A 25,806-nucleotide genomic window follows, 5' to 3' on the forward strand; every position below is an offset into this window, starting at 1 on the left:
CCGAAGAATCATTCAACAACATCAAATTAAACAAAGCATGAGTCGTAAGGGAGACTGCTGGGACAATGCTGTGGCTGAAAGCTTTTTTCGAACCTTAAAGACTGAATGTACTTACCATGAAAACTTTAAGACACGAGAGCAAGCTAAAAAAGCTATTTTTGAATATATTGAGGTATTTTATAACCGTAAAAGGAGGCATACACATAATGATTATTTATCCCCTGTAGAGTTTGAGAGAAAATCTAAATTTGCTTAAGAAAACTGTCCGGATTAGTGTTGACACTCCATAAGGCGCAAATCGGTATAAGGCAATCTTATTATTTCCATTTTGGCAAGAGATTGAACCCTTTCAATAGATAACTCTAGCGGAATAAATAAGCTTTTAGCTTCTTGATATTCTTTCAAATATCCTTCAATTACTTTTTGCTGCTTGTCAATTGATTGTGTTTGTTTCGTAAAGCGATAATCTAAAGGAACAAAACCTGCCATTGGCCCCCAGTCACAGGTTTTTGCTTTAATGTGAAACCCTTTTGCTGCATAACCTTCCAGCATTAAATCTGTACAAAGTGGGTTTAACTCTCGTGATACAAGGGCAATTTTTTTCTCACGGCAATAGGTCTTGAAACAACCAATATGAACAGCTGGAAAACCAGCAGTTTGCCGATATTGTAAAATAGATTCTTTAGCTTCTTGCTCATACATAATGTCATCCTATTTTAGTCTTTTATGCAAATACATTTTGATCAATATGTTCAGGGAAAGCCTTTAGCTTATGTAGCCTAAGTATAATACGTTCAACTATACATGCTGATGCATTAAAGATTTCTGACTCTTTTTGTGGGTCAATACCCAGCTTTAACGTAAGTAGCTGCTCAATATTACCTACATAGTTTTCATAAAATACTTGAATCTTCTTTTCTTCCTTGTAAAGCTCTTTTAACATTTCAACTCTTAATACATTCCAATGATAGTTATCACTATCACTTACCCCCTCTAATGCTTTCTTCACAATTTTTCCATCAATTAAAGGACTCTTTCCATTATTTAGCCCAAGCTGCCAACCCATCAGCATATCTTCCCCTCCCGCAACCATATATGCAGGATAGATACCATCACTTAAATACCCGTTATTCCATATTCGAAACGGTTGGGTAATTGATATAGCCTGTTGTGCAGGAGAATTATAATCATCTGGGTCTGGCTGCCTATCTTCATGGTAAAGCCGCTCTTTTAAACACTCTTTTAACTCTGTATTAGAAAACCTTTCAGGATAACCTACCCCTAAACCTATTACCTGCTTCTTCCGAATCTTATGCTCTTTCTCAACCATAGACCCTCGCCCATATGAAAAGTATCGTACTCTTGTGGACTGAACCACATCTTGATCCATCATAACAATTCTATCAGGGAAATAACTTAGAGTATCTATAAATGCTAAAGCAGCACTCCTTGCTGCTCCAAACCCTGTTAATTTTCCTCCATCCCAACCGATTATATGAAAATTGGTAAACCTTACCTGTAACGGTTGAAGCATTTTTATATATTTCTCAAGTTCACTTTGGTGAACTAATAAATATACAGGTTCCCTCTGGACGTTAACAGGGTGCCAAGCCAAATTGTAGTTCCTTTCTAGTTCATTTTTTAATTTAGCTGCACTGCCACCACTCAAAACAACTATTGGTAAGGTTGCTTTGTTGTATTGCACATAGCTTCTAGCCTGATGTCTTTGAAAAGTAAACCAATTACCCGGGAAAACTCTACCCTCTTTATATTTCCCTGACAATTTCTGACACAGTTGTATTCTCTGTTGTAGCACATTTTTCATAGCCTGGATTGATTGAGGCCCTTGTGACTTGCTTACGACAACTGGAGCATACTTGCAAGATGCTCTGGTATTAGGATTTAACCAACTATCATTAGGCTCAAGTTTTATATGCACTTTATTCCTTCCTCTTTTAAATTTAAAAAATGCTATATCATTTTGTATTAACGAAGATATTTCATAAACAAATAATATCTATATTTCATAAAATTACAGAACTAAATAAATTCACCTTTAAATGTCCACACCAAGCCCATGACGTATTCTATGACGAGATCCATGCAAGGTAATAGAATCAAAACTAGTATCAATAGTGCCTTTAATTGCAGTTATTAAGCTCTTTTTATCACTTTCATGTAATACTTCTTTATTAAATTTCTGATAATCGCCTTTGTACTTATTAAATTGCGTGCTTTCGCTATGCTGTATTAAAAACTCTAAGAGCCCTATGCTGAGCCACCCTTAGTTTTTGTCTTATACACTACCTCGTTCCTTGATAAGAAGGGTCAATTGCTTTTTTAATATGTAAAAGTAATTTGCTCTGAACATTTTCATCTCCAGCCAATAAAACATTATGACAAAATCTTTTATACCCTCCTGCCCCCGGTTCTTTAAATCGATCATATGAGTTAGAAGTATCATACTTAAATAGAAATTCTAACAGTTCTACACTAACAAATTGAGCATAGGAGCTAGGGTTAAATCCGCCAGAGGAGTGAGTAAAAAAATTAACCATCGGATCAATAGCGCTCAATAGTTTTTTATCTAAGTGTTGGCTCTTAGTATCTATGTGAGAATATATACGTGCTGTATTTTTGAATGTTGCAGCATAAAAGGCCATATCTAAGGCTCTTAAACGACCACGGTTTGTATGTAGATCATTATCCCAAAAGTTACCATATGCTATATTACCACTCAATCGCAATAAATTACTGGAACAACTATCCATAGGTAAAGCACTTAGGGGACCGGTCACTCCCGCATGACTCAACCTAAAAACCATATCAAGACTTAAATTAAAAGGAAATTTAATCGGAGATTTTTTCAAAGCCTCTAGATATGCATGCGCACCTTGAATGAAACTATCTAAAAACGCTACATACCTAGTAAAAATTTGCTTATTCTCAGATTCCTTAGACGTTCTACTTAGCTTATTGGTAGGTAATGATTCTTTTAATCTTAGCCTACCCCACTCATAAATCGACCGCGCTGGCTGAGAGTCAACCCCTACGGCCTCTAAAAATGGAACTATCCGTGACAGCTCAAATATTATATTTGAAATATCCCAACCTCTAGCAATATACCCACAAATTAGCCTTTGAGCCTCTTCAGTATTTACAACATCTCCTCCTTGAGCATGTTCCAACCAAAAACTTAGAGTACCAAACGCCTTAAAATCAGTATATTTTTCTGCATATGCTTCTTTTTGCACAAGATTCTCAACACTTTCACCAAAGCTTTTATCAAAAGATACCTTCTCCAAAGTTATATCTGTATGCTCTACATCATGCTCACGTACCTTATCCATAAAACCTTGTGCCTGTATACTACGCAGTTGTGTACTAGAAAAAAGTGCTTCTTTGAATTCTATAAACTTAATTATAGAAACACCAGCACTCTTAATACAGCTCCTTGTACCCTTAGCTTTTCCCCATTGCACTTGTCTTATAACTACTTCATAGTAAACTGCCCAAAATACCAGAGACTTTAAAGAGTACAAACATTTTCCTTTTTTCCCCTCTAACTCATTATCGAGAAATCTTAGAAAAGATCGACTACTAGAAAAGTTTACTCCACTGACAGCACCACTCGTAGAGAATAGTTTTGCATCTTGCAGTTTAGCATACAATCGTTGCATATCATCTAATCCCGACTTTCCATGCTTTGAAAAAGTAATTGGAGATCCTGATATATTATCGATTCTCTTATCGTTTGTAATATTGTAGTGAAGTTCATACATTTTTAAACCATCAATTACTGCTTTACGTAGTGATTTACACAATTCCCCATCTGTTATGTTCATTCTATTTTCCCCAAAACTGTATTTTTACTTGATCTTTTATACCCTTCTCTATCTAAGCCCAGACAGAATATAAGCCTTATTAATAGCAAGCCGATATTGACTATAAAATTCCCCCTTACTCTATTGTATATAGAGATAGCAATATAGCTACAATATATGACCATATTACGCAATATTACAGAATGTAATATAGTCATCTTGATTAAACATCTACACCAAGCCCATGACGTATTCTATAACGAGATTCATGCAATGTAATAGAATCAAACCTAGTATCAATGGTACCTTTAATTGCAGTTATTAAGCTCTTTCTATCCTCTCCATGTAATACTTCTTTATTAAATTTCTGATAATCACCTTTATACTTATTAAATTGCGTGCTTTCGCTATGCTGTATTAAAAACTCTAAGAGCCCTATACTCACCAATTGAGAGTAAGAGCTTTTCTTCTGTCCACCTGACTTATTAAAGAAATTAATTATTGGGTCAATATAATCTAATAATACTGTCTTCTGATTACTCTCATCCTTTCTGGAAACATACCAAAGGGATGCTGTCTTTTTAAGTGATGCAGCATAAAAGGCCATATCGAACACCCTTAGACGCCCAATGTTTGTGTGAGGATCACCTCTAAATAAGCTTCCATAGTATATTGGTCCTGTAAATTTAAATACCGTCACTGATGTCCCCATTGCTCTTGGTGAGGCAGAAAAGCCATGTGTATCCGCTGTTATCATATTAAAGAACTCACCAGCACCTGGGGTGACGCCTGAAAATGCCATTTGCATAAATGCATCCACGCCAATACTCACTGGCAATTGGACTGCTTTACTCTCTAGAAAGCTCAAATACGCACTTGCTGAACCTATAAAAATATCACAGAGCTTATTAATACGATCATAAAACTGCTTTTTACTTTTACCTTGATTTTTTAATTTCACCCTAGTGTGGCGAGCACTTAATATCCCAGTCTTCATACCTTGATATACTTTTGATGCTACTGGGTAAGCGCTTGGCTCGAACTCTTTTAATACTTGCAACGTTGAAAAGAAATTAGGTAGTTTATCTAAAAGCTCTACCCCTCGCGAGGACATATAATTAATTTGTTTTATTAATTTATCAACATTATATGACTCATCTACATTTGATACCCAAAAGCTTGGTTTCCCTAAAGCATCTAAATCAATATACTCATCCCCTGTTAACTCTAACGAACTTAATTTTCCTTTACCTATAACCCTATTCATAACTGTGCCAAACACCGTGATAAATGATACATTAACAAGAGATAACTCTGATAACACTGCATCATGATTTGAACGCTTGTCAAAAAAAGATGATGACTGCAAGCTTTTAACCTGGGTATGATAATATAACAAGTGCTTATAATAAATTTCCTTCCCTGAAACCGATAGGCTAACACTTTCTCGCTCAGCCCCTTGCTGACAGTCCATAAGAGCCACAATATAAAACGTTGACCAAAAAATTAAAGTTTTCAATGAATATAAGTGCTTACCTTTTTTACCTGCCAACTCACGATCTAAAAAGTTTAAAAATGATTCACAGCTTGAAAAGTGCTCTATATCTTCGTCAAGTTTCCCACCAGCTACTTCTTTGTATGTCTTAAGTTTTGCCAGTAGCCTATCAGCCATATAAAATCCATTATCTTGATGTGATGAGAAATTAATTGAATAGGTTGATATATTATCAATTTTCTTATCATTTGTTAGATCATAATGACACTTATATAGCTCAATTGCTTCCACCACTGATTTACGTAATAGTGAGCACGCTTCCAAATCTGTTATAATCATTCCACTCCTCCTGTTATTTACGTTTTAATCTTGTGTAGTTGACACTCCCAACTTATTTACATTTTTTAGCTTTGCTTTATCCAAGATTTACCAGTGATGAAATATTCACCATTGGACTTCCTTTAATGTCAACGACACTCTTACTTTGAACTTCAACTCCAGTTGTCCCAGAGAGTTTTGCCTGACCATTTGTTGAAATATTGCAACTTTGCTTTCCTGAAATAGAAACACTTTTATTGGCGGTGATACTAATATCGTCAGCCTTAATGGACAAACTCCCCCCATGTAATAAGAACTCACCTTTATTGTTCTTCATCCATAATTTGTCATTCGCATTATCCAGCATCAGGCTCATATTCTTTAACTTAAGCTCATATTTATCTTGATCTGCATCAATCAAAATTTGAATGGTATGCTTTGAGTTGTTTGCAATCAGCTCAATACCATTGTCTTGATAACTAATGACATGTTCGATCTTATCACTCATGCCTCACCCCCATGATTATCGTTATTTTAACTTACCTACCTGCTGAATCGGATTAACAATTTCTATCATACCTCCCCACAGGCAGTTTAACTTGCACATATCCGTTAATGCAGGAATCTTGCCAATTTTCACTTTGGGCGATCCTGGCACCCAAGGTGATACAATATTTGGCACACATGGCATTGGCGTTAACACCCCCATAGCTGCTGCAGTTGCAGAGGCAACCTGTGGGTTTGCCATACTGCTACACATCCCAAATGGCAATATATTCACCATTGGCTTACTATACATTATGGTGGCAGTTGGCAATTTCATTGTTTTGACTGGCGTAGCAGGCAAAATCTGTAGCGCTGATGGCGCCACCCCAAAAGAGCACTTGCATAGCGCCCCTTGAACAACAAGTTTTGGCATAGTTTTCCCCCTGTGTAATGCCTCTAATAAAAAGAGATAAATAAATAAGTTAGACCAGATAGTGCAAGCGGAATACTCCAAAGCATATGAAGTGGCAGCTTAGCTTTAACTTTATGCCCCTTATGCGGCAAGTTCAATTTCACCTCATGTTTAGGGTTATGTATAAATGCTTTTAGCTGCCTTAAATACACCGTACGTTTAAAATCACTGCCATCGGCATATTTTCCCTGATAACCATGTTTAAGTAAAAAATAATATGCCCAGTAAGTAAGCATGTCGCTTTTGCGCTCAGAGACCAATGTATCTAAATATTCATAAAATATCTCTCCTGCACTAATCACATTAAAAAGTGGCAATTGAATGACATCGTAATTGAGATTATTCCTAAGGGCATAGAGACTTAAGCGCTCATCACAGTAAGCTACAACAGCAAAGCTGATTAAATGCGAGGTATTGTGAATCTCCTGAATGTTATTAATATCACTTAATGCCAATTTCAAAGACTGTATTTTAAAAATAAGCTCTGCTCTAAAGGTTTCAAATTCACTTTGCAGTTTTGTTGAGACACAATCAACTTGTTCAATAATCGAAAAGAAATTTATCTTCCACATCTTACGCATCCCTCTTAAGCTTGACGCCTTGCTTGGTAAAAGTGAACGTGTATTCATCCTCTAAAGGTGAAGGTAAAAACACTTTCCACTGGTAATAGCCTTTGGTTGCATCTTTGAGTAAAAAATAAAGTGAGAGATTTTTTTTCTCATTCTCTTTGAATTGAATGCTTTCAGTCTTATTAGCAGGCACAATCAACTTAAAGGTGTAATATTCTTTTGCATCTGTTAGCTCATCTTGTAATTTAACAGGTGTTGTTTGTAAAAAATCACTTAACCTACTGTCTTTTTTAATTACCACAAAAAAAGGGGAGGCGCCATTTGTATCTGGTTTTAGCTCAAGGTTAATAATACTGTTACTACTAAAGCAGCCTGTCATTAAAGCCACAACTGCGATAAGGACGATAACTCGTACTTTTTTGATGTAATTATTTAAATATTGTTTCATACTTTCTCCCACCCAATAAATAAGTGCTTCCTAATTTTTGCCCCAGATAGGTTTGTAATGGACCGGCATCAAAAATACAGCGAAGATTGGCAAACTGAAAAGACAAGCGCTTAGCGATTATGCGTAATTGACTATATAGTTTGTGTTTTAATTTTTTTATCCCTTGATCATCTAGATCATGATCAATATAGATCACGACCTCACCTGTGATGTAACATTGATCAGGCGTTTTATCGACAAGCTTTACGCTGCCCAAATATGCTTTTGGGTATAAATAATGACACTTATCTTTTCTATGTTGATAGCTCAAATTCGTGTATAAAGTAAAAGCTGCATTGGCTCGTTGCAATTCATTAGCGATTGTAACCAATACATCATCGTTATAATCCTCATGGCAAAAATGCAAATCACCATTTCGATAAATAGGATTAAGTGCACTTAACTCTGGGTATAAAAGTGTATTGTAAATATCAAACCATCTTGTCCAAATGGCAGAACTTCGTGAATGCTCTGATAAACCTTTAACTTCTATAAAATGAATCAAAAGGTGGAGCTCTTTACTGTTTTCAACAAAAAATGACGCATTTAGAGTTACTTTGATGATACCATCAGCAATGTCTATCTCTTTAATCACATACTCAGCTGTTTCAAAGTCAAAATGCATATCATAGGTAATTTGATAGTCAGGATATTGCTCTTTCAGCCATTTAATGCAATATTTATAATTTGCAGGAAAATCATGTATTAATCTCATACAAACCCTCCTTTAAGCTTAATATTACTATGACTCATGTGGTATTTCACAAAACGCTCAAGCTGACAAATATAATAACCTATCCAGTTTTTCTCAATCTCGCCTTCGGCCATGAAATTAAGCGTAGTACCGCCATTATTTCGCTCTACATTAATCAATAAGGTGCTAATTTTTTCTCCGACATACTGATCAAAAAATGCCAATATTTGTCGCCATGACTCAACTTGCCACTTCTCGATAAATTGTAAATTTAACAGCCGCATCAATGACTCTAAACTTAACATTTGTAATGGCACTTTGTTGGAAGCGATCAGATCTGTCACAGCTAGATCATAATAACTAATACTGTTTGCATGCCATTTTAGGCTTGAAGTTGTATCAAAATAGTCTTGATTCACATGAAAATGCACATATATATCTGCCTGTATTTTCTGATTTATGACTGGCAAAACACTGTTAAACTCCAACGAGACCTTATCTTCATCATAAATTGTGCGATAGCTCGTTGCCTCTAGAATTTGTTGCGCTGCGTGCACTGCCATCACATCATAAATCTGATAGGCTTCTGGGGCATCCTCGAGCGAGAGTTTGTAGCGCTCTTTATGTCCATCCATAACCAGCATACTACTTTGACACTTACGCTGGTTCCCCATAACGATGATGTTTGTTTTAAGCGCTTCATGAAAATCAATTTTGGAAGCTGAATGCGTGTGGTTTTTGAGCTTAACATCAATCCATTTAAATCGTGGATCAGCGATAGCACTCAGTAAAATAGTAATCTTAAATTCAATCCTTGGGTCTGAGAGCTTATTTTTAATTCGCTGGTTGATATGCAGCGGATAGTCACAGCCAAACTCAGCTTTTGCCTTCATTTGATGCACTTCACCATAAAGATCTTCATAACTGATAGAAACCTCTTCACTGAAGCTTTGAAATAACGCTAATGCCTGTAGTGTTGAGCAATGCTCCGGCAAAAACCACAGCTCTATTCTCTTATGTTTTAGCTCAAAGCTCTGGCTAGCATGTGCCAACCGACAAGAAAGTACCCCTTTTATAAAGTTTTGAGCAACAACATCATATGGCATAATAATGACATTTTGCATGCTATAAAGGGCACTCTCTCCAAGCGCTGCATTAATATTAAGCCTTTGATCATACTCCACTATCTCAGTATCTGTGTTAATTGAGATATTCTGCGCTTTGACAAACACACCTTCTACACTCGGCATTGCAAGCTTAGAGAAATGCTGTTGTAGCTTAGATAAAAGCACTTTCTGTGCGTAGCTCTCAAAGCTTTTTTCTGCTTTTACTTTCCACTTATCTAAAATACTCAACAACACATTTTCTTTATTTGACTGATAGATCATTACAACTTCCCTCCATCAGTAAATAGCCCCTCTATTGGCTTTATCTCAAAGCTTATTTTCCCCCTGTGAGAGAGTTTCCATGTATAAATATTGCCTGTGCTTTTCGCCTTTCTCATCAAGCTCCAAATACTCCAGTGACCCTCTGTTGGCACCGAATCGACAAGCTCAAAAGATTGATTTAATAAATTCACAGAGGATAAGTTCTCATGCCACCATTTAAGATGGAACACTTGCGATATCTTATTCACCCCCATGCTATAGAGCTTTTCATCACCAATGAGTAAAAGTCCCGTGTAAGCAACAAGCTTGTTATCATTTTCGCCTTGATTACTAATTGCCAAAGCGCCTTGTGTGGTCACTTGCAATGAAACGGCTTTAGGCGCACCATTTTGACTCCAGAAGGTATCTTTCACCGCAGAGAGTCTTTTATACTCAGCAGCATTGATTACATTTAACATCGATAAGTAATCAGGCTCTTGTGAAAAAGTATCTCTAAAATCAGCCATTTTCTGTTCATAAACACCATTTTTACCCAGTAAATTAATCAGCTCATCAATAGAAATGTCTTGATCGGAGTTTTTATCAAATGGGAAATACTGATATAACTTGGCATAAATCGGCGAGATATTAATATGCCAAAATGCATTGATTTTCTCTTTCACCCACGCATTTACCAATACTTTGGCATCGGTTAATGGGATAAAGAAAATTGCTTTAAGCTCATTACCTGCCTGAATCTTTTGGGTAAATTGATTTAATGTCAATCCCAGCTCATCAAGTGCACTATTTTGACTTTGCCTCGCCTGTTCAGAGTCAAAAGGCGAAACCGCTGACACTTTGGCAATTTTTTGTAAAATTTGCTGATACCTTGATATATTCTCTTTGGCAAGTGTTAAAGCGTTGATTGCCAGTGCAACTTTGTTATTTTTATCGGCAAAAACACTCAAGTTCGAGATAATATGATTGACTGTCACAACAAGCTCATTGCTAGTTACAAGTGATTTCAAGCGCTCACCTTCTTTATATGGATCTTTAGAATCAGCTGATAGTACAGCCTCCAACTTCCCTTGGTTATATGCCAAATAATTGAAAGTATATGCACTAAATGCTTGATTAAATATCTCTTCTATATGCATTGCCACTTTTGATCGCGCTTGATAGCTTTTGACAAGCTCTACATAGTTTAAATCTAGCGATGACTCAATAAATTTATAATAATCACGACTGTAGTAGTAATCTTGATTGATATACGCTGATAGCTTTTTAAGCTTCACACCTTGAAGTGCAATCAACAAGTGCTTAGTCATTACTTGCTCATAACCAATCGGTAATAAAGTAAGCTTCTCTTTTATTGCTTTTAGCGTATATAACAAACTATAAACATCATCACAACTTGTAAGCTGATCTAATAAATACCGCACCTCATAAACGCCCACAGCCTCACGCAGTAAGCTATACTCACTTTGAGATAACTGAAGCGAAAATCGAAAAATAATCTGATTATCATAATTCTGTATTTTCTGACTATAGGGTGCTTGAGTGTCAGTGAGCTCACTTTGCAGGTTTGATTGATAGATTTGATTAACAAATACAAGCTTTGCTGCACCTTGATACCAAGGTAAAGCCTCCGCCTTATTATTGCTAACAGGTTTCACATCCGCCTTATAATCACTAAGGTATTTCTCAGCCTCTTTCAGTATTGTCTTTTTATCAATATGAAAATTAGCCTCAGAAATTGACTTTGCCAGTGAGTTAAAGTTGAGCTTTACCCTTTTCTTGCCTAAAATGCTTTGCCACAGGATCACATCACTCACTGAAAGATGCGTTAAATTTGAAAAGAAATAACTCTCAAAGCTACTTTGTGGCTTTATTTTCTCGCTACCGTTCCCTTCTACTAAACTCATTAATGCAAGGAGCTTAATTGGATTATTGTTAAAGCTATTAACAGCTGTCTCTTGGATGCGTTTTACTAAGTTGTCATGCCAGAGTTTGTTCATATCTGAGCGGTGATTTCTAAATAACAAAACGCGCCTTTGCATATCTGTCAGCTGATTATACTGCAAACTTATCAGGTACTTATTAATCCCCGAGATAGCACTCTGGCTTTGATAGTTTGTATCATTAATTGCAAGTTTTAGGGCTTTTTTATTTTGCTGACTGACTTGCATATAGGTATATCCCATGTAAAAAGAAGCGCCCAAGAAAGCTGCCCCTAATATCATGCGTCTAAAACGAATACGAAATTTATAGTGTGCTTTAGTTGTCCATGGCGCATGTTTAAAAGGCTCATTGTTTCCCTTTGGCGTCAATGAAAACCCTGCATAATATCTTTGATCTTCATTTTGGATTTGCTTGCAGCTCTTTTCAATTACATCGTATGCAGCGCTTACCTTTGCCAAAAAACTAAACAATGTAATTAGCTCTTTGCTATCTAACTTGTCCTGTAGTGCTAATAAACTTTCATCTGGGACAAGCGCTGACAAAGCATTCTCATCAGGCAAACACTGAGAGAAAAAAAGTGGCGTTTTTTTAGAACCAAAAAGTAACTCAGACCCTTTGGCATCTAAAAGACTTTCATCAAAGCGAAGAGATAGATGATATTGAATTTTTTTAGAGAAATACAAATAAAGTGCTGTTAAGAGAAGCTTAGCCCCCTCGATACTATCATCCGCCGCTGGCATTGAAGCCACATCAAGATCGACAGACCAGATAACGCCATCAAGACGCCCTTTGCAAAGTTTTGCTAAAAACCGGTTTAACTCCCCTGTTTTTACTTGCAACAATGCCTCCGGGGAAAAAGTGCAATACACTGCCCCAGAATGAATGGTAATATCGACCACCTTTTCACTTTCATCACTACTTGCTGCTAGGTCAAAGGCAATATACTTTGGCTTCCAGCGATAAGAAATTCGCTGCCATATACTTAAGCTGCGGATAAAACCTCGATATGCCATCGACAAGCCATTCACACCGAATAATCGGCTTAAAAACTGCTTAAACTTCCCAAGTTTTTGCCCAGCTTTTGCCCCGGTTGCGAGCTTTTGTTTTAAAATGACAGACAATAGTGTCACAAGGGTAATTAATGAAATCCCAAGGGTGAGTATCACAAGCCAGATCATGACTCACTCCCCTTATCTTTCTTATAGACCAAGCTAAAGCTGCCAGGTTTACTTTGAATATCAGTTACAATTTCCCCTGTCTTTGTCTGAATACTAAATGTGCCTTTATCTACACTATTTGCATCTGCTGCATGTGTCATTGTGACATGATCCCCACCCAAAGTCATAAGCTCGTGGTGCTGATTCCCTGCAATGTTCAAAGGTGTATTTACATTTAACCAACAACTTTCTAAAATCTCACCTTGCTCTTGATCTAAATGAACACGCACAGGCGTCATGTGCTTTAGTGGAATAAAGCTATGATCATTGTCAAAACGATAAGGTAAAATAATCGTTTTTTTCGCTGATTTTGGATCTAACAGCTTCTCTGGCAAATTAACATGATAAAATAGATTATTCGTTGTATTGCTAGTTAAGCCACTTGCTGCATCTGGGTTAGTAATGGCACTATCGATTTTTGCACGCTTATTCTCGCCCTTTTTCTCATATAAAAAATGATTACGGCTCTTTTCATCCTTTGCAGCATAAATATAAGCAAATATCTCAATGGGCTGTCCTTGTGCTGTTATAAAGTCATAGTTACTTGCAATGAGCTTTTCCTGTCTAATGACCTGACTCTCAACAGTTAAGCTTTCTGCTGAGATAGCAAATATATCATTTTCTTTTGCATCGAATTTCTTTGCCAATGCTTTTTTACCTAGTCCATAATTAGAGGCAAAATTGTCATTATCATGCTCACGCACATTCACCTCCATATTAGCGTATGACCAAGACAAAGTGCGAACGACAAATTCCTGCTCTTTAGGGATATAACTTTTAGAGGCGCGCTTTAATTTAAGCTGCAATACAGAAGAAGGCATGATAGAAATTTTCTCTGGCACCCGTAAAAAACTGAGCGCATTGGTGTAGGTGTATTCTCTTTTTGCCGTTATTTGGGTTTGCTTCTTTGAAAAATAGCTCTCAAATAAACTATTGTTTGCAAATCCACTATGAAACTGGCGATAAAAACCATCAAATGGATAAATACTTTTACTTTCTTTTGTTATTTTAGCCTCTTGTGCATGATTCCAGTATTGATTGTTAAACTGATAATCCCCAAGCACTTTTGGCTGGTAGCTTTGACTCATCTTAGCAATAAATGATGGGAAAAGTAGTGCATTTTTTTTCTTTTGCTCATCTTCTAATTGGTGTTGATATTCTTCAAATGCCTGTAGCTTATAATATGCTTTCCCCTCCCTTCTCGAAGTTACATATTGATATATCAACTCTAAATCATATGCTTTTGCTGTTCTCATAAAATAGTCATACAAACTATAGTTCTCATCACAATTAACGGCAATCCATGACTTTTTCATTTTTATCTTACTTTCAGGTAATTTAAGGTTACAAAGAAAAGTAAATTCCTTGAATAATTTTTCCCAAAGCTGAACGTAAGTCAAATTAACAAATACCATGCTCGGTGATAGCTGTTTTGCAAAAACACAAAGTGCATCGGCAAATTTAAAGCGACAATCTAGATAATAACTCCTATTTGAAATATCACCTTCATTAAATACGCTGTGCGCTTTTTCATTAATATCAACATATGCTTGTATCTTCCATTTAGCTTTCTCATCATAGAGATACTGTTTGCTTTGAGGATCAGGCAGTGCGTGAATATATTCAATCTCAAATGCCCATAAGCTTTGTTCATCTTGAAGCTTATCCCATAGCGTCTCTTTATAGCGATTAAATGGCAAAGAAAAAGCAATCTCTCCCTGAAATCCATAAGTATGAAAAGATACATCAAGCTTTTTAATCAGCTTTGTTGGCAGGTAGCGTGCTTTATCTCTATCCAAATCCAAGTTATTTTTAAGTGGAATAATGGCAACAGACAGATAACGATATAAATCAGAATGAAGTGAAGATGATGGCATACTTTCCCCTCCCGCTACTCATAATCATTTTGCTGATACTCATCATTATAATTATCATAACCATTGGTTTGATTTGAGTACCCTTCTTGATTTGATGAGCTTGAATGTGCACTTTGCTGCATCATAGAGGTAAAAAATGCCTGCTCTTCATGAATAAATGTTCCGGCATCCGCTTCATACATTCTTTCCATTAGTTTCCAAAGTGGATGGTTGGCATTAACCTGCTGATCGTTAATTTTATGATAGCTTCTTGCATTTGCCTGCAAATAGTCATAGAAAATATGTGGGAAATACTCGACAGGATTAAAGTTGGCAATTTCCTCATCTAGCTTTATCTGTATAATCGCAGCAAGAAGCCACTTCTCACTAGAGATGAGCTGATTATAGCGTTTTAGATTCTCTAACAGTTTTTGCCATTTATGATTTCCCAAAGCTTCAGCGCTATGGCTAAGAGCCGTACTGTTATTTGTCTTATCAGCAGTTTCTCGCTTTGTGCTTTTGTCCTCTTGAGAGCTATCTTTCTCTGGTGATACTTTTTTTGGCGGCACACTTTTCCAGTGATCTATTACCCGATCCAAAGCTGAAAGCGACTCTTCAGTCATAAGCTCCATCACTAAAGATTTATAACTCATCAAAGCCTCAATCAGCTCATTCTTATCTTCAGCCAAAAGACTTATCGCTGTTTTTGTATAATCAATATGTTGAAATAGTTGCTTATGCAGCCAATTTAATGCTGAGAGAATATGAGAATGCTTGATCTCTCCTTCATCGCATTTAGCCAACAAACTCTCTAGTGATTCAGAAAATGCTTTAAGATACACACGATAGTTTTCTGACGCTTGATTTAAAAACCAATGTGCGAAAAACAAATAGCAAAGATAGCGGATATCAACAATACCCTTGTCAAATTCTAACGTGATTTTGTCAATTAAAAGCGTATAGTCTTCTTTGGCAACTAATTCATAAATCGGCTCAAAATCCTCTGTAAATGCACGATATACAGCTTCGCCCGATACTATTTTTCCTTGTAATAATGTTGCTTCTCTCATGGCTCACCTGCTTCATTTATTCATGCACCAAATAGACTTTTGCATTGCTATCAAACTTATCCAAAAATTTAATGCACAACAATTTGCTATCAATTACTGCTTTCCACTTATCTCCAGAATCATCAATTGCCAGCACATAACTTGCATCTGGGAAAAGTGTTTTTGCCTCTATATTGTCAAGTTTTGTAACCCTTACCCCCGCGGTAGATTTAATTAGCACCTCTTCAGTTTGTGTTGGGCAAAATACCTTAGACATTTGAATGTGTGACTCTAAAACTGCACTATTCACCCCTTCAATTACAATATACTTTTTAACTGCTTCAAAAAATCCCTGAGTTAGAATGTTACTTTGATAGACCCCACTTACATAATTCATTGGCTCTATCGTGCGCTCAATCACATTAAAGCCATTTAAAATAGCCTCAAGTTTTGTTAAAAGTATTTTGTAACCACGCTCCACTGGCATAGATTCAAGCTCCAAAGGACGCTTTGATTGATATAAGCTTGCCACACCAATAAGTGTATAAAGATGATTAAAAATCACATCAAAGCAAATAGGCTTTTTGAGTAAATGTTGCTGAGATAGCCACATTTTCACTCTAGCCAACTCCAGCAAAAGTGTCTGATACTTAATCACCGTGTTAAACTGGTTAATTAATGCATTAATCGCACCATATAGCTGATCGATACAGCTCGCTATTCGCTCTAAATCTTGCTTGGCATAGATATAAGGCAAAGCTGTTAGCTTAGGTCTTTGCTCTGGGTTTATCTGCCAAGTTTCACTCTTTTCACTATATGCAAGTTCAAAAAGCTTAATAGAATGGGCAGCCCCCTCATCAAAAGCATCAGCCAGTTCACCACGGTATGATTTCACCGTGATTTCTTCTGCCCCTTTTTTTATGCTTTTTATCTCATCTTCTTCTGCAATATTTAAATAGATGTCAATCTTATTATCACAAGTATCTGGCAAGGTGAATTTTCCCACCGTAACATTACATTTTAATAGCAGATAGCTTTGATTTACCAAAATTAATGTCAATGCCGTAAGTTCAATAACACCAAGGTTTAACTGACTCTCATCCAATGCAACATCATATACACCCTCTTCAATAGTAAAAAGCCTTGAGAGCAAGCTCACATTTGATTGCAAAATCAAATCCTGCTGCAAAGTAAAGTGCTCTGCAGAGAGAAGTTGTCCCATTTGCCAGTGTACTTGTGACATCTATCTACTCACTAGTGATTTGATAATGTAATTACTTTTTGTTGACCTTTGTCTACACCTCCAGGAATTGACCAGTCAACTTTATCTTTCAGTCTTCCCGTAAAGCTATAAGAGTGTGCATTACTATAATTTTCTCCACCATGCATTAAGTCATTTTTATGCTCACTTAGTGCTTCAAACTCAGTTTTATTATTGGTGATTTGATCCCACTCTCTGTTAACGCCATCTTCTTTAACAAATGCAAATTGCTTGGTTTCAAAAGCATTTGCATTCAGCTTAAAGCTAATACTGGCACTATTAGGCGCAATAATGGCAGATTGAATCTTTTTATGTGATTCTGATGAAACAACAAAATCAAAGCGAACTGTATCATCGCTTACCCAAAAAGAAGTCACCACGGCATCTGCTGTAATTTTCTCTTCAACATTATTCCCATCATAAATATCTTTTAATTCAGCTAAGTCCACTTTTTTCCCACCAATGGAAAGAACCAACTGCCCTTTTTTCACTACAAGTCTTGGACTATTTGACTCAGACTTGACAGCTTGCATACCTGACTCAAACTTACCCTCAATTTGATTCTCTGCTACCTTAGTTACAACACTAGTTGGTAATAGACTACTACTCATTTACGACCCCTTTTTATTTATCATTGTTAACAGTTTTGAGATTTTCGATTTAGCCTCCAAGTCGCGTCTCGATACGCATTGATACATCCATTCCTTCAAACTTAATATGTGGCAAGACATTAATACTACAGTTATACCAACCAGCCATACCAGAGGCTTTGACTACTTCAACCTCAGCAGCTTTAAATGGATAGTATGAACGCGTCAAAGTATTTGGATTTGGCGCAGTAGTAATATATTGGTTCATCCACATAGAAAGCTTATCTTGTACAATCACCTCATCTGCTTCAGAGCCAATGACATCACGAGTGTAGCATTTCACATAATGGGCAATTTTTGACATTGAGAATGTATAAGGCAATTTTGTGACCATTTGGCTATTTTCAGAATCTTTCGGATCTTCGAACTCTTCTGATGCCTTTAGAGATTGTGCACTAAAAAAGCACGCATTCGCTGTTTTCTTTTCATAAACAAGTGGAATAAAGCCTGCTTTTGCGAGCGAATACTCTTTATGATCTGGAATTAAAAAATTCGTTGGCAAAACATAGGCATTGGCATCACGCTCGTTATAATTAAAAATTGGCAATCCTTCAACCAATCCGCCACTTGTTGGTCCACAAATTGACTGACACCAACCTGTAATTTGATACGAGCGGTATAAATTCTTGGCAAAAAGAACGGCTGCATTTCCCCACAAACACTGTTTATGTGGCGCAGATAAATCAACGGCCTCTTGAAAGCCTGACAACACCCCTTTACCTGCCGGATAGGTATCTGGATGATAAGGCGGTCTTAGCATGAAATTAGGTAATGTAAGTCCAATGTAACCTGCTGCCTTTGTTTTTCTAAAGGCATTCCAGCGGCCATATTTTGGATGCGCCATAAGGCCATCGATATCTTTAATTTCAGAGAGATTAGCATATTCATTATCACCAAAAAACTTCGGTGCAATTGCTGATATAAACGGCGCATGGGATGCTTCAGCCACTTTGCCCATTGTCGCAAGCCACTCGATATCATCTGGGGTCTTATCAAATTCATACAAGCCAATAATGGATCCAAAGGGCTCACCACCATATTGATCATACTCATGCACATAGACTTTCTGAAATAGATCGCTACCCATAATATCAACGCTATTATCTTCGAAATCCTCAGCCAGCTCATCTTTAGAGACATCTAAAAGTGCAAGTTTTGTTGAGTTATTATCAATTACAGAGGCAATTTCATATAAAGATCGCCAGTTTTCCTCAAGCTTTCTAAAGGTTTGATGCTTGATGACTTCTTCAACTTGCTTGTTAATTACCGCATCGATATGATCAATCAAACTTTGTGCTGAGGTTTTCCCCGCCTGCTCTGTTGAATTATTAAGAATAATCGACAATGCGGTCATAAAGCGCTTTTCATAGCTTTCATTATCCAGTTTATCCAGATTCTCATATTCGATGATTTCAAAATTTTCAACTGGATTGAGCCCTGCTGCCTGCAGCAACTCCTCACAGCTAATTGTCGTGTTTTGTTCGGCTAGTTCTACCTTTTCCATGTTTTCCCCCACATAAATGATCCTACTGATATTGCCATTATTGTTATGCTATTGTTAAAAATGCAGATTTTGGCATTAACAACGCCAGTTCAGCCTCTAATCCAGTAACTTATAAGCCTTTGTAGCTTCTTCAGGCAAGCTTTTACGCACTTCACCCAGATTTTCAGCTGAATTAAGCTTTTTATTGACAAAGTTTCTTAGTTTTCGATTGTTATCTAAAAGCGCTTCATATTCTTTTAACAACTCTTTCATCTTAATCAGCTTCTTTAACTCTGGAATACGCTCAGCAATCTTGTTTGGATTAAATGCTTTCATTGAATCTATTGGCAAATCAACTTCAATTGGATCACCATCAGGAGTAATCTGATTAGATACCTCTGCGGTGAATCTCGCCCCAATATTCTGCATCACAGAATCAAGGTTATTGCTTTCAATGTCGTATACTTTTCTGTTGGAAAGTGTGTAGCTACTCTCTTTTGAATTTCCTTGTGAAAAATCGCCAATAACAAGCTGCTTAAATGCAAGCTCTTTTGCTTTTTTGATCCCATTGACTTCCATATCATACGTGATATTGACACGTGATTTTGGAATGTTGTTATCTGCCATATACATACTCCCCATAGCATTATATTATTTCACCTAAAAGAGATCTTGAGCGTTCTTAATTCTCTTCCCCATGAGCTTATTTTCTATCATCCATTAAACCAATCAGATGTATAGTAGAAAAATATGAGTGTAAAGCATATGTAAAAAACTGTAATTGTTTGTGAAATAACCTGCAAGGAGAGGTGAAGCTATAGCGAGAGTAGAATTTAAGGTAATATTACTCATGGAACTGTAAAGGTCGTAATTGTTACCCTACATCTTAATCTATCAAAAAATTATAATCTTAGTATATAAAATAAAGCTAATACAGATAATGAATGAACCTATTTCAACTACTAATGCAAAGCATAATCTCAACGGTTAAAAAAGTCTACTACAACCGCAAAATATATGCTTCATACAGTTGCTATGCTGCTCCCATTAACAAAGCCTGTGATGAAATGAATGCATCAAAGCATAGCCCTTCAGAGTCAAAAACCAAACACTTAAAGCCCTAAGCCATGCACCATGATCAAATAGACCCACAAATAACCCATTGGATGAATAACTCATATCAGGAGCACACTAAAATGGATATTTTAGATATAATCCAAGCACAAGATTTACTGGCAGTATATTCAAAAATAGAGCCGCCGTCTTTTGTGTGGATTAAACAGCATGGGCGTTATGTATATACCAGTGATTATGCTCAAGAAGTTCTTGGGTTTGATGTAATTGGACTACAAGCACGCGACTTTCTATCGCAAGAAGAGTGCCATAAAGCAGAAGATGAAGATAATTATGTATTATTATCAAAAACGCAATTATCTTCATTTTCCTCTTTAACGATTAATGGCAAAAAGCATACACTAAAAGTTCAGAAAATCCCGCTTCTTCATAATGGCTTAGCCGTGGGAATATTTGGTTTGTGTACGGATATTTCTTTTCAACAAAATCTACTAACTTCCATTAGAAAGCCAAATTTTTATATTGATAAACTTTATCGTCATATTGAAAGTTTAAAGCAGCATCACGGCAGAATTGCCAATGTTGATCGCTTTACAAAAGAGGCCTTTTACCTGATTCATACTTTGATCTTAAAACTTGAAGCAACTGAATCCAAGACAAAGCGAACACTTAAACGGCTCATCTATGAAGAAGGGCTAAAGGAAGTATTTGCAACACGCGCTATTAATCTATATAGCGTAAAAAATGAAAATGTGACCTCTGAGCTATTCTATTTAGCAACTATTATATTTTTTTACTTTATGCTACAGAGCAAATCACGGCTATCAAATCGTTATGCTGACAATGAAATCCTCCAGTTATCCGCTGAGAGTCAACGGGTTTTTATGACCTTTCAATCAACGAAGAAATTCAATATCCCTGAGGTATTTCGTGATCTACTTGAAAGCTTGAATATGGTTACTGACTTTTACCCTGCCTCAGAGGCAAATGCTGAGAACATTTTTCAAATTGAATATAAGCAATAAGATCCTTATTAACAATATTCATTTATCTTTTTGTGTAAATAAAGTACTATAAAGAAGTGAAAGCACATTAAGAAATTTTTAAACCTTATTGATCATCAGGTGCGTGGTATGGCAATACTAGAATTAACACATAAGCTGTCACAAGCAAAAAATTTCTCTATTTATCTTAAAAATGCCATCGAAATGGCATCAAATACCAGTAACATTCTAAATATACTGCCGCAGAATGTTCGCAACTTTACTTTTTTTAGGATAAGTGCCGATCATGAGTTCAATATGGTGACCTCTAAGCCCCTTCGCGGCTTTAAATATGCAAAAAGCGATTTTTGGCAATATGATGTCACTACAAACCCTCACTACCTTACCCCCATTTTTGACCGCAAAGCACTTATGCCAAAAGAAGTGCATGCAAGCTACGAGCGTTTTTTACGTGAAATTGGTGGTCAAAGCTGCATTGCTACAAACTATCAAATTGGTAACTTTAAAGACACCTTTATATATGTATTCTCTGAGAACATCACAAAAGATCAATATGCAGATTTGTATGCTTCTTTGCATAACATTGCGATTGCTTTTTATCATTTAGAGATCAAATATCACACTACATTTAGACTCCCTACTAAATTTATTGATAATCATAAAAGAAGGCTTGTGCACTACCAGTATGACTCATTTGAAGCACTGATTGACAAGCATCAACTCACCCAGACAAAAGCAAAGTACTTGCTTCCCTTAGCGCTTCATATGCCACTTGATTACATTGCATTTTTATTTTGCAAATCCAGAAGAACGGTTGAGAAAAATATTGATGAAATCCGTGATAAATTCAATGTATATAGTAAATTTGAATTGTGTCAGCTTTTAAGCTCCTATCATATTTGCCAAGTGCAAAAATATACCCAGTCACTCTCGTAATTCTTACCCTACTTTCCACAAAAGAAACTCAATATAATCTATAACAGCTTCATCTTATCGAGAAATTCATGCTGCATCGTTTTTTTAAACATCTGTTCAATCATCTAATCCTACCTGTTAGGCTCTTCATCATCTTGTCTCTTTACTGGAACATCAGCTTTGCCAGTCATCTAGCTATCACACAATATAACAAGGTGCGCTTTATTGGCTATGCTGTCCCAACAACAGTCTCTGGACTCATTCCCATTGGTAATGTCAATGGCAAAGGCTCAGTTGCCGGCTATTTCACTGGAGATAGCAATTTATATCAAGATATGCAAGCGCGTGCGGATATTCTCATCCATGCCATTGAAACGGCAAATCAGCGAATACAGCAACATGAAAATAACGATGTCATTAACGTATTTGTCGCCCCTGAATTTTATTTTCATGGGATATACGGACCATACCTATGGAATCCAGATATCCAAGTAGATCCCATTAACTTTCTTGAAGACTATCTTAAATATCATCTAAAAGACTATCATAATTGGATTTTTGTATGTGGCACGATGGTGACACTTAAAACAACAGACACGCTTGGAGATATTTTTAATCAATACAATGCGCAAAATGCTAAAGCCGAATCTACTTACGGGCAATATATATTGAACATGCTCTCAGGCGCTTATGAAAATGCAACAAAAAGCGCCACAGCACTTCAGAACTTTATCGAGCGTTATCATCTTTCAACGAACTTGCCGATCCAAAATAGAGCCATTGTGATTGATAACATCAACACTTCACCATTTGCCCTGAGTGTACAAAAACGCTATATCTCAAATGAGGATTTACCTGTGGAGACAACTAATGATAACTACCATGTAATCAGTGAGCAAATTTCCAACTACCCTGAGATCAACCTGTTACATGGCGATTTAAAACAAAGCCCTAATGATCCTTATTCAATCTTTAGCATACAATTTAAAGCATCTGATACACAAGATAAAGGCATTAGCAATCTTGCTGTTGAAACTTGTCTTGATCATGGTAATAATCGCCTTCGGACAAATTTCAAGCTCAATCAACATGCCCTTCAGTTACGTGAAGGGGGAAACTCTGCCAATATCCACATTCAACTGATTCCCTCTGCTGGCATGCAGATTCATGCAAATGGGGTTGTTGCAGATAAAAATGGTTTTGTATTTAATGTCGATGGCGAGTATGCGCTGACAAATACAACCGGTGTTGACAGCTTGTATCTGAACTATAATGGTAATGAAGTTGCACTACCTTTTAGTTCCCCTGACTACCCCAATGGGAAATATGCCTACGGTGCGCACAGTCAACTTGCCGAAGTTTCACAAACGGCTAAAGGTGATATCCCTGGGATTGATAATGCAGAGTTTATTAGCACACAGACACTTCAATCAAAGATAGACACTACTGTGATTAACCTACCCTATATCAGTAATTTCACTCATTACTATGGCGGTGGGGAAGGCGCTATTCATATTTATGGTTTAAATAAGCCCATGGCACTTTACTAACATAGGAGTAACAACGATGAGACAAAACTATAAAAAACTATTACTACTTGCCACTCTAGTCACACCACTTTTGGGCATTGCAGGTGAATATGGCAGTGGCACATTTTACCTTACCAATAACACAGCAAACACATTGAATATCAAGACTCTAACCAGTAATTGCGCAACTCATATCTCTTATGCAACTGATAGTAAAGATGCATCTCAAACAACGGCCCTTTCAAGTGGGCAAAGCATTATTTTACAGTTTGATTATGCTGATAGCTGTGGACAGGAAGGTGGAGAGGATACCTCCCATGTCAGATTTGCACTTACTCAAAATCAAAAGGAAATTGCTCAATTTGATGCCAGCATCGGCAGCATTCAAAACCCGCAAGATGCCTATTACCGTGCCTACCCGCAATCTAAGCTTTATCAAATTGACAAGCCAAATGCACAGACACTCACTATTGAAAAAGTACATTAATTCCCAATTAAATACAAAAGTGATACGCCAATGGTTGTAGCGTTGGTATTAATATTGCTGACTCGTTTATCGATATACTCATAACTGATCCATGGAACAAAGCTAACGCGTCCATAGTCAAACTGATAGCTTATAGGCAGCGCTCCTAATAGATACAAACCCTTGTGTGACAAGGTGTCATTGGAAACATCCATATTATTAAAATTGGCAATATCAAAGTGGACATCAGTATCATTGTAATAAATATAACCTGCCTGCGTTCTCAATGACACGCTTAGCTTGGGTGTGAGTCTCCATGTGCTAATTTGATAGATCCCTGAGTGAAACTGTGTTGTTCTCTGGGTGGATGAATCAATATCCAAGAAATACCATGACATAGACTGCGTGCTTCGGTGCTTTAAATACTCCATTACCGTGTAAATACCAGGGGTAATACTAAAGCGCGAATTCAGCTTAAATTGATAGCCCAATAATATCTGTGTATAGAAAGAATAATGATCGGCATTAAAATCTTGCAGAAAGTTCATACTCGTATCTTCCAATCGCACACGTGCCTTACCTAAAAGCCCGACGCCATACCAACCAAACTGCCAGTGATGATAGCTTAAATTAATCCCTGCAATGGCGCCAATAAGCCCTTCTTTTATTTTACGCGATCCTTCAGAGTGAAAGACCTCGCTTTCATCATCAATATATTTTGCTTCAATAATAGGCCCCAAATACCATTTCAGCTGCAAATTTTCTGCTTGATTATCATTTGCCAGATCTTGTTGTGGCTGATAATGAGCTTCTGAGAATGCAGCGTGACTTACGACAAATAGACAAAAGGCAGTAATTGTTTTAAATACCCCTTTATTTAACTCACACATAATAACGTTCTTCTCATCTTCAGAATGAAAGAGCGTATCATTAAGTCAAATAGCAGTCAATATAACCTCAATATACGATCTGAAAGTCCGTATTAATGATATATAAATTTATATGAATAGAGTTTAGAAGAAGGATCCAGACTTACATGTAATGTTCCATCACGATAATTGTATGGCTTATCATCACTATTGAACTGAAATGTCTGCATTTGATTCTCCCCTGTAATCGTATTATTAGTAACTTTAATAGACTGAGGCTTCGTATAATCATCAACTAAGTGTATATCATCACCTAATAATTGATTTTGAATTGATCCAAAGCCATCAGCAAATATTCCCTGATGGCCGTATTTAACATTTGCGTATTGATTTACTACACCTGATGAAATGAGATTTTCCTTACTATATTGAACAGTATTCATCCCCTGTTGCAGCTCAAGACTAGCACCTCGTCTTAAGTCATTATTTATACTTTTCTGCGGGTTTATCCCTGCAATTTCAGTAAGGTTTTTATCCGTCAAGGTCTTAGCACCCTGATAATTCTCCTTATCAGAAGAAACTTCAGATGATTCATCATCATTCTCGCCACTAAAACTCTCTTCAATACTCTCAGTTTCATCACCTGCAGTCACAACCTCATTATTGCCAAATAATGATCGTAAATTTTCAGCCACTTTCCCCATAACCTCAGGCATCGACTGCATCATTCTTGCAAATGTATACCCCCCCAATTCAAAC

At 36.7% G+C, this 25,806-nt stretch carries 24 protein-coding genes; 5 read left to right on the forward strand and 19 right to left on the reverse strand.

Going from position 1 to position 25,806, the window contains the following annotated elements; all coding sequences use genetic code 11:
- Positions 1 to 256 (forward strand): IS3 family transposase (locus A37Q_RS0107770; RefSeq protein ID WP_018299365.1); only part of this gene is annotated, 256 nt, incomplete at its 5' end.
- Positions 257 to 270: 14 nt separating this feature from the next.
- Here A37Q_RS0107770 and A37Q_RS0107775 read toward each other — a convergent pair.
- The 17 genes from A37Q_RS0107775 to tssB form a co-directional block, all read right to left on the reverse strand.
- On the reverse strand, positions 271 to 702 hold the full coding sequence (locus A37Q_RS0107775; protein ID WP_018299717.1) for an anthrax toxin-like adenylyl cyclase domain-containing protein: 432 nt from the start codon (positions 700 to 702) through the stop codon (positions 271 to 273).
- Between the two features lie 22 nt (positions 703 to 724).
- Complete coding sequence (locus A37Q_RS14950) at positions 725 to 1,939, reverse strand: hypothetical protein (protein ID WP_018299718.1); 1,215 nt, start codon at positions 1,937 to 1,939, stop codon at positions 725 to 727.
- Positions 1,940 to 2,303: 364 nt separating this feature from the next.
- Positions 2,304 to 3,845 (reverse strand): hypothetical protein, encoded by a 1,542-nt coding sequence (locus A37Q_RS0107785; RefSeq protein ID WP_018299719.1) that lies wholly within the window; start codon positions 3,843 to 3,845, stop codon positions 2,304 to 2,306.
- Between the two features lie 202 nt (positions 3,846 to 4,047).
- A complete protein-coding gene (locus A37Q_RS0107790; RefSeq protein WP_018299720.1) occupies positions 4,048 to 5,658 on the reverse strand; it encodes a hypothetical protein in 1,611 nt (536 codons plus the stop codon).
- 76 nt (positions 5,659 to 5,734) lie between these two features.
- Positions 5,735 to 6,145, reverse strand: coding sequence for a hypothetical protein (locus tag A37Q_RS0107795; protein ID WP_018299721.1), 411 nt, complete (start codon positions 6,143 to 6,145; stop codon positions 5,735 to 5,737).
- Positions 6,146 to 6,166: 21 nt separating this feature from the next.
- The gene (locus A37Q_RS0107800) at positions 6,167 to 6,556 is read right to left on the reverse strand and encodes a DUF4280 domain-containing protein (protein WP_018299722.1); all 390 of its coding nucleotides are present in this window, start codon (positions 6,554 to 6,556) and stop codon (positions 6,167 to 6,169) included.
- A 23-nt stretch (positions 6,557 to 6,579) separates the two neighbouring features.
- The gene (locus A37Q_RS0107805) at positions 6,580 to 7,167 is read right to left on the reverse strand and encodes a DotU family type IV/VI secretion system protein (protein WP_018299723.1); all 588 of its coding nucleotides are present in this window, start codon (positions 7,165 to 7,167) and stop codon (positions 6,580 to 6,582) included.
- A 1-nt stretch (position 7,168) separates the two neighbouring features.
- Positions 7,169 to 7,612 (reverse strand): type VI secretion system lipoprotein IglE, encoded by a 444-nt coding sequence (gene iglE / locus A37Q_RS0107810; RefSeq protein WP_018299724.1) that lies wholly within the window; start codon positions 7,610 to 7,612, stop codon positions 7,169 to 7,171.
- The gene (locus tag A37Q_RS0107815) at positions 7,593 to 8,366 is read right to left on the reverse strand and encodes a hypothetical protein (RefSeq protein ID WP_018299725.1); all 774 of its coding nucleotides are present in this window, start codon (positions 8,364 to 8,366) and stop codon (positions 7,593 to 7,595) included. The genes iglE and A37Q_RS0107815 overlap by 20 nt, the downstream gene beginning before the upstream one ends.
- Positions 8,363 to 9,733 carry a type VI secretion system baseplate subunit TssF/IglH gene (gene iglH / locus A37Q_RS0107820; protein ID WP_018299726.1) on the reverse strand — a complete coding sequence of 457 codons (1,371 nt, stop codon included), beginning with the start codon at positions 9,731 to 9,733 and terminating at the stop codon, positions 8,363 to 8,365. The genes A37Q_RS0107815 and iglH overlap by 4 nt, the downstream gene beginning before the upstream one ends.
- The gene (locus A37Q_RS0107825; protein ID WP_018299727.1) at positions 9,733 to 12,852 is read right to left on the reverse strand and encodes a hypothetical protein; all 3,120 of its coding nucleotides are present in this window, start codon (positions 12,850 to 12,852) and stop codon (positions 9,733 to 9,735) included. The genes iglH and A37Q_RS0107825 overlap by 1 nt, the downstream gene beginning before the upstream one ends.
- Positions 12,849 to 14,768: a hypothetical protein gene (locus tag A37Q_RS0107830; protein WP_018299728.1), complete on the reverse strand. Its 1,920-nt coding sequence runs from the start codon at positions 14,766 to 14,768 to the stop codon at positions 12,849 to 12,851. Before A37Q_RS0107830 ends, A37Q_RS0107825 begins: the two co-directional genes overlap by 4 nt.
- A gap of 14 nt (positions 14,769 to 14,782) precedes the next feature.
- Complete coding sequence (locus tag A37Q_RS0107835; RefSeq protein WP_018299729.1) at positions 14,783 to 15,817, reverse strand: type VI secretion system protein IglI family protein; 1,035 nt, start codon at positions 15,815 to 15,817, stop codon at positions 14,783 to 14,785.
- 16 nt (positions 15,818 to 15,833) lie between these two features.
- Entirely contained in the window at positions 15,834 to 17,039 is a 1,206-nt protein-coding gene (tssK, locus tag A37Q_RS0107840) for a type VI secretion system baseplate subunit TssK (RefSeq protein ID WP_018299730.1), read from the reverse strand.
- A gap of 11 nt (positions 17,040 to 17,050) precedes the next feature.
- A complete protein-coding gene (locus A37Q_RS0107845; protein ID WP_018299731.1) occupies positions 17,051 to 17,668 on the reverse strand; it encodes a hypothetical protein in 618 nt (205 codons plus the stop codon).
- A 49-nt stretch (positions 17,669 to 17,717) separates the two neighbouring features.
- Entirely contained in the window at positions 17,718 to 19,211 is a 1,494-nt protein-coding gene (gene tssC / locus A37Q_RS0107850; RefSeq protein WP_018299732.1) for a type VI secretion system contractile sheath large subunit, read from the reverse strand.
- A 96-nt stretch (positions 19,212 to 19,307) separates the two neighbouring features.
- Positions 19,308 to 19,817, reverse strand: a complete 510-nt coding sequence (tssB, locus tag A37Q_RS14955; protein ID WP_018299733.1) for a type VI secretion system contractile sheath small subunit — start codon at positions 19,815 to 19,817, stop codon at positions 19,308 to 19,310.
- A gap of 569 nt (positions 19,818 to 20,386) precedes the next feature.
- Between tssB and A37Q_RS0107860 the strand changes: the two genes are divergently transcribed.
- The 4 genes from A37Q_RS0107860 (at position 20,387) to A37Q_RS0107875 (ending at position 24,199) form a co-directional block, all read left to right on the forward strand.
- Positions 20,387 to 21,289, forward strand: coding sequence for a PAS domain-containing protein (locus A37Q_RS0107860; protein WP_018299734.1), 903 nt, complete (start codon positions 20,387 to 20,389; stop codon positions 21,287 to 21,289).
- 108 nt (positions 21,290 to 21,397) lie between these two features.
- Positions 21,398 to 22,204, forward strand: coding sequence for a helix-turn-helix transcriptional regulator (locus A37Q_RS0107865; RefSeq protein WP_018299735.1), 807 nt, complete (start codon positions 21,398 to 21,400; stop codon positions 22,202 to 22,204).
- Positions 22,205 to 22,338: 134 nt separating this feature from the next.
- Entirely contained in the window at positions 22,339 to 23,733 is a 1,395-nt protein-coding gene (locus A37Q_RS0107870) for a hypothetical protein (RefSeq protein ID WP_018299736.1), read from the forward strand.
- 16 nt (positions 23,734 to 23,749) lie between these two features.
- Positions 23,750 to 24,199: a hypothetical protein gene (locus A37Q_RS0107875; protein WP_018299737.1), complete on the forward strand. Its 450-nt coding sequence runs from the start codon at positions 23,750 to 23,752 to the stop codon at positions 24,197 to 24,199.
- On the opposite strand, the gene A37Q_RS0107880 is transcribed toward A37Q_RS0107875, so the two are convergent.
- Positions 24,196 to 25,068, reverse strand: coding sequence for a hypothetical protein (locus tag A37Q_RS0107880; protein WP_018299738.1), 873 nt, complete (start codon positions 25,066 to 25,068; stop codon positions 24,196 to 24,198). The two genes, A37Q_RS0107875 and A37Q_RS0107880, sit on opposite strands and share 4 nt — an antisense overlap.
- A 92-nt stretch (positions 25,069 to 25,160) precedes the next feature.
- On the reverse strand, positions 25,161 to 25,806 hold a 646-nt coding region (locus A37Q_RS16365), incomplete at its 5' end, for a hypothetical protein (protein ID WP_026196590.1).

Origin of the sequence: Fangia hongkongensis FSC776 = DSM 21703 (assembly GCF_000379445.1) — a bacterium.
GTDB classification, from domain to species: Bacteria; Pseudomonadota; Gammaproteobacteria; order Francisellales; family Francisellaceae; genus Fangia; species Fangia hongkongensis.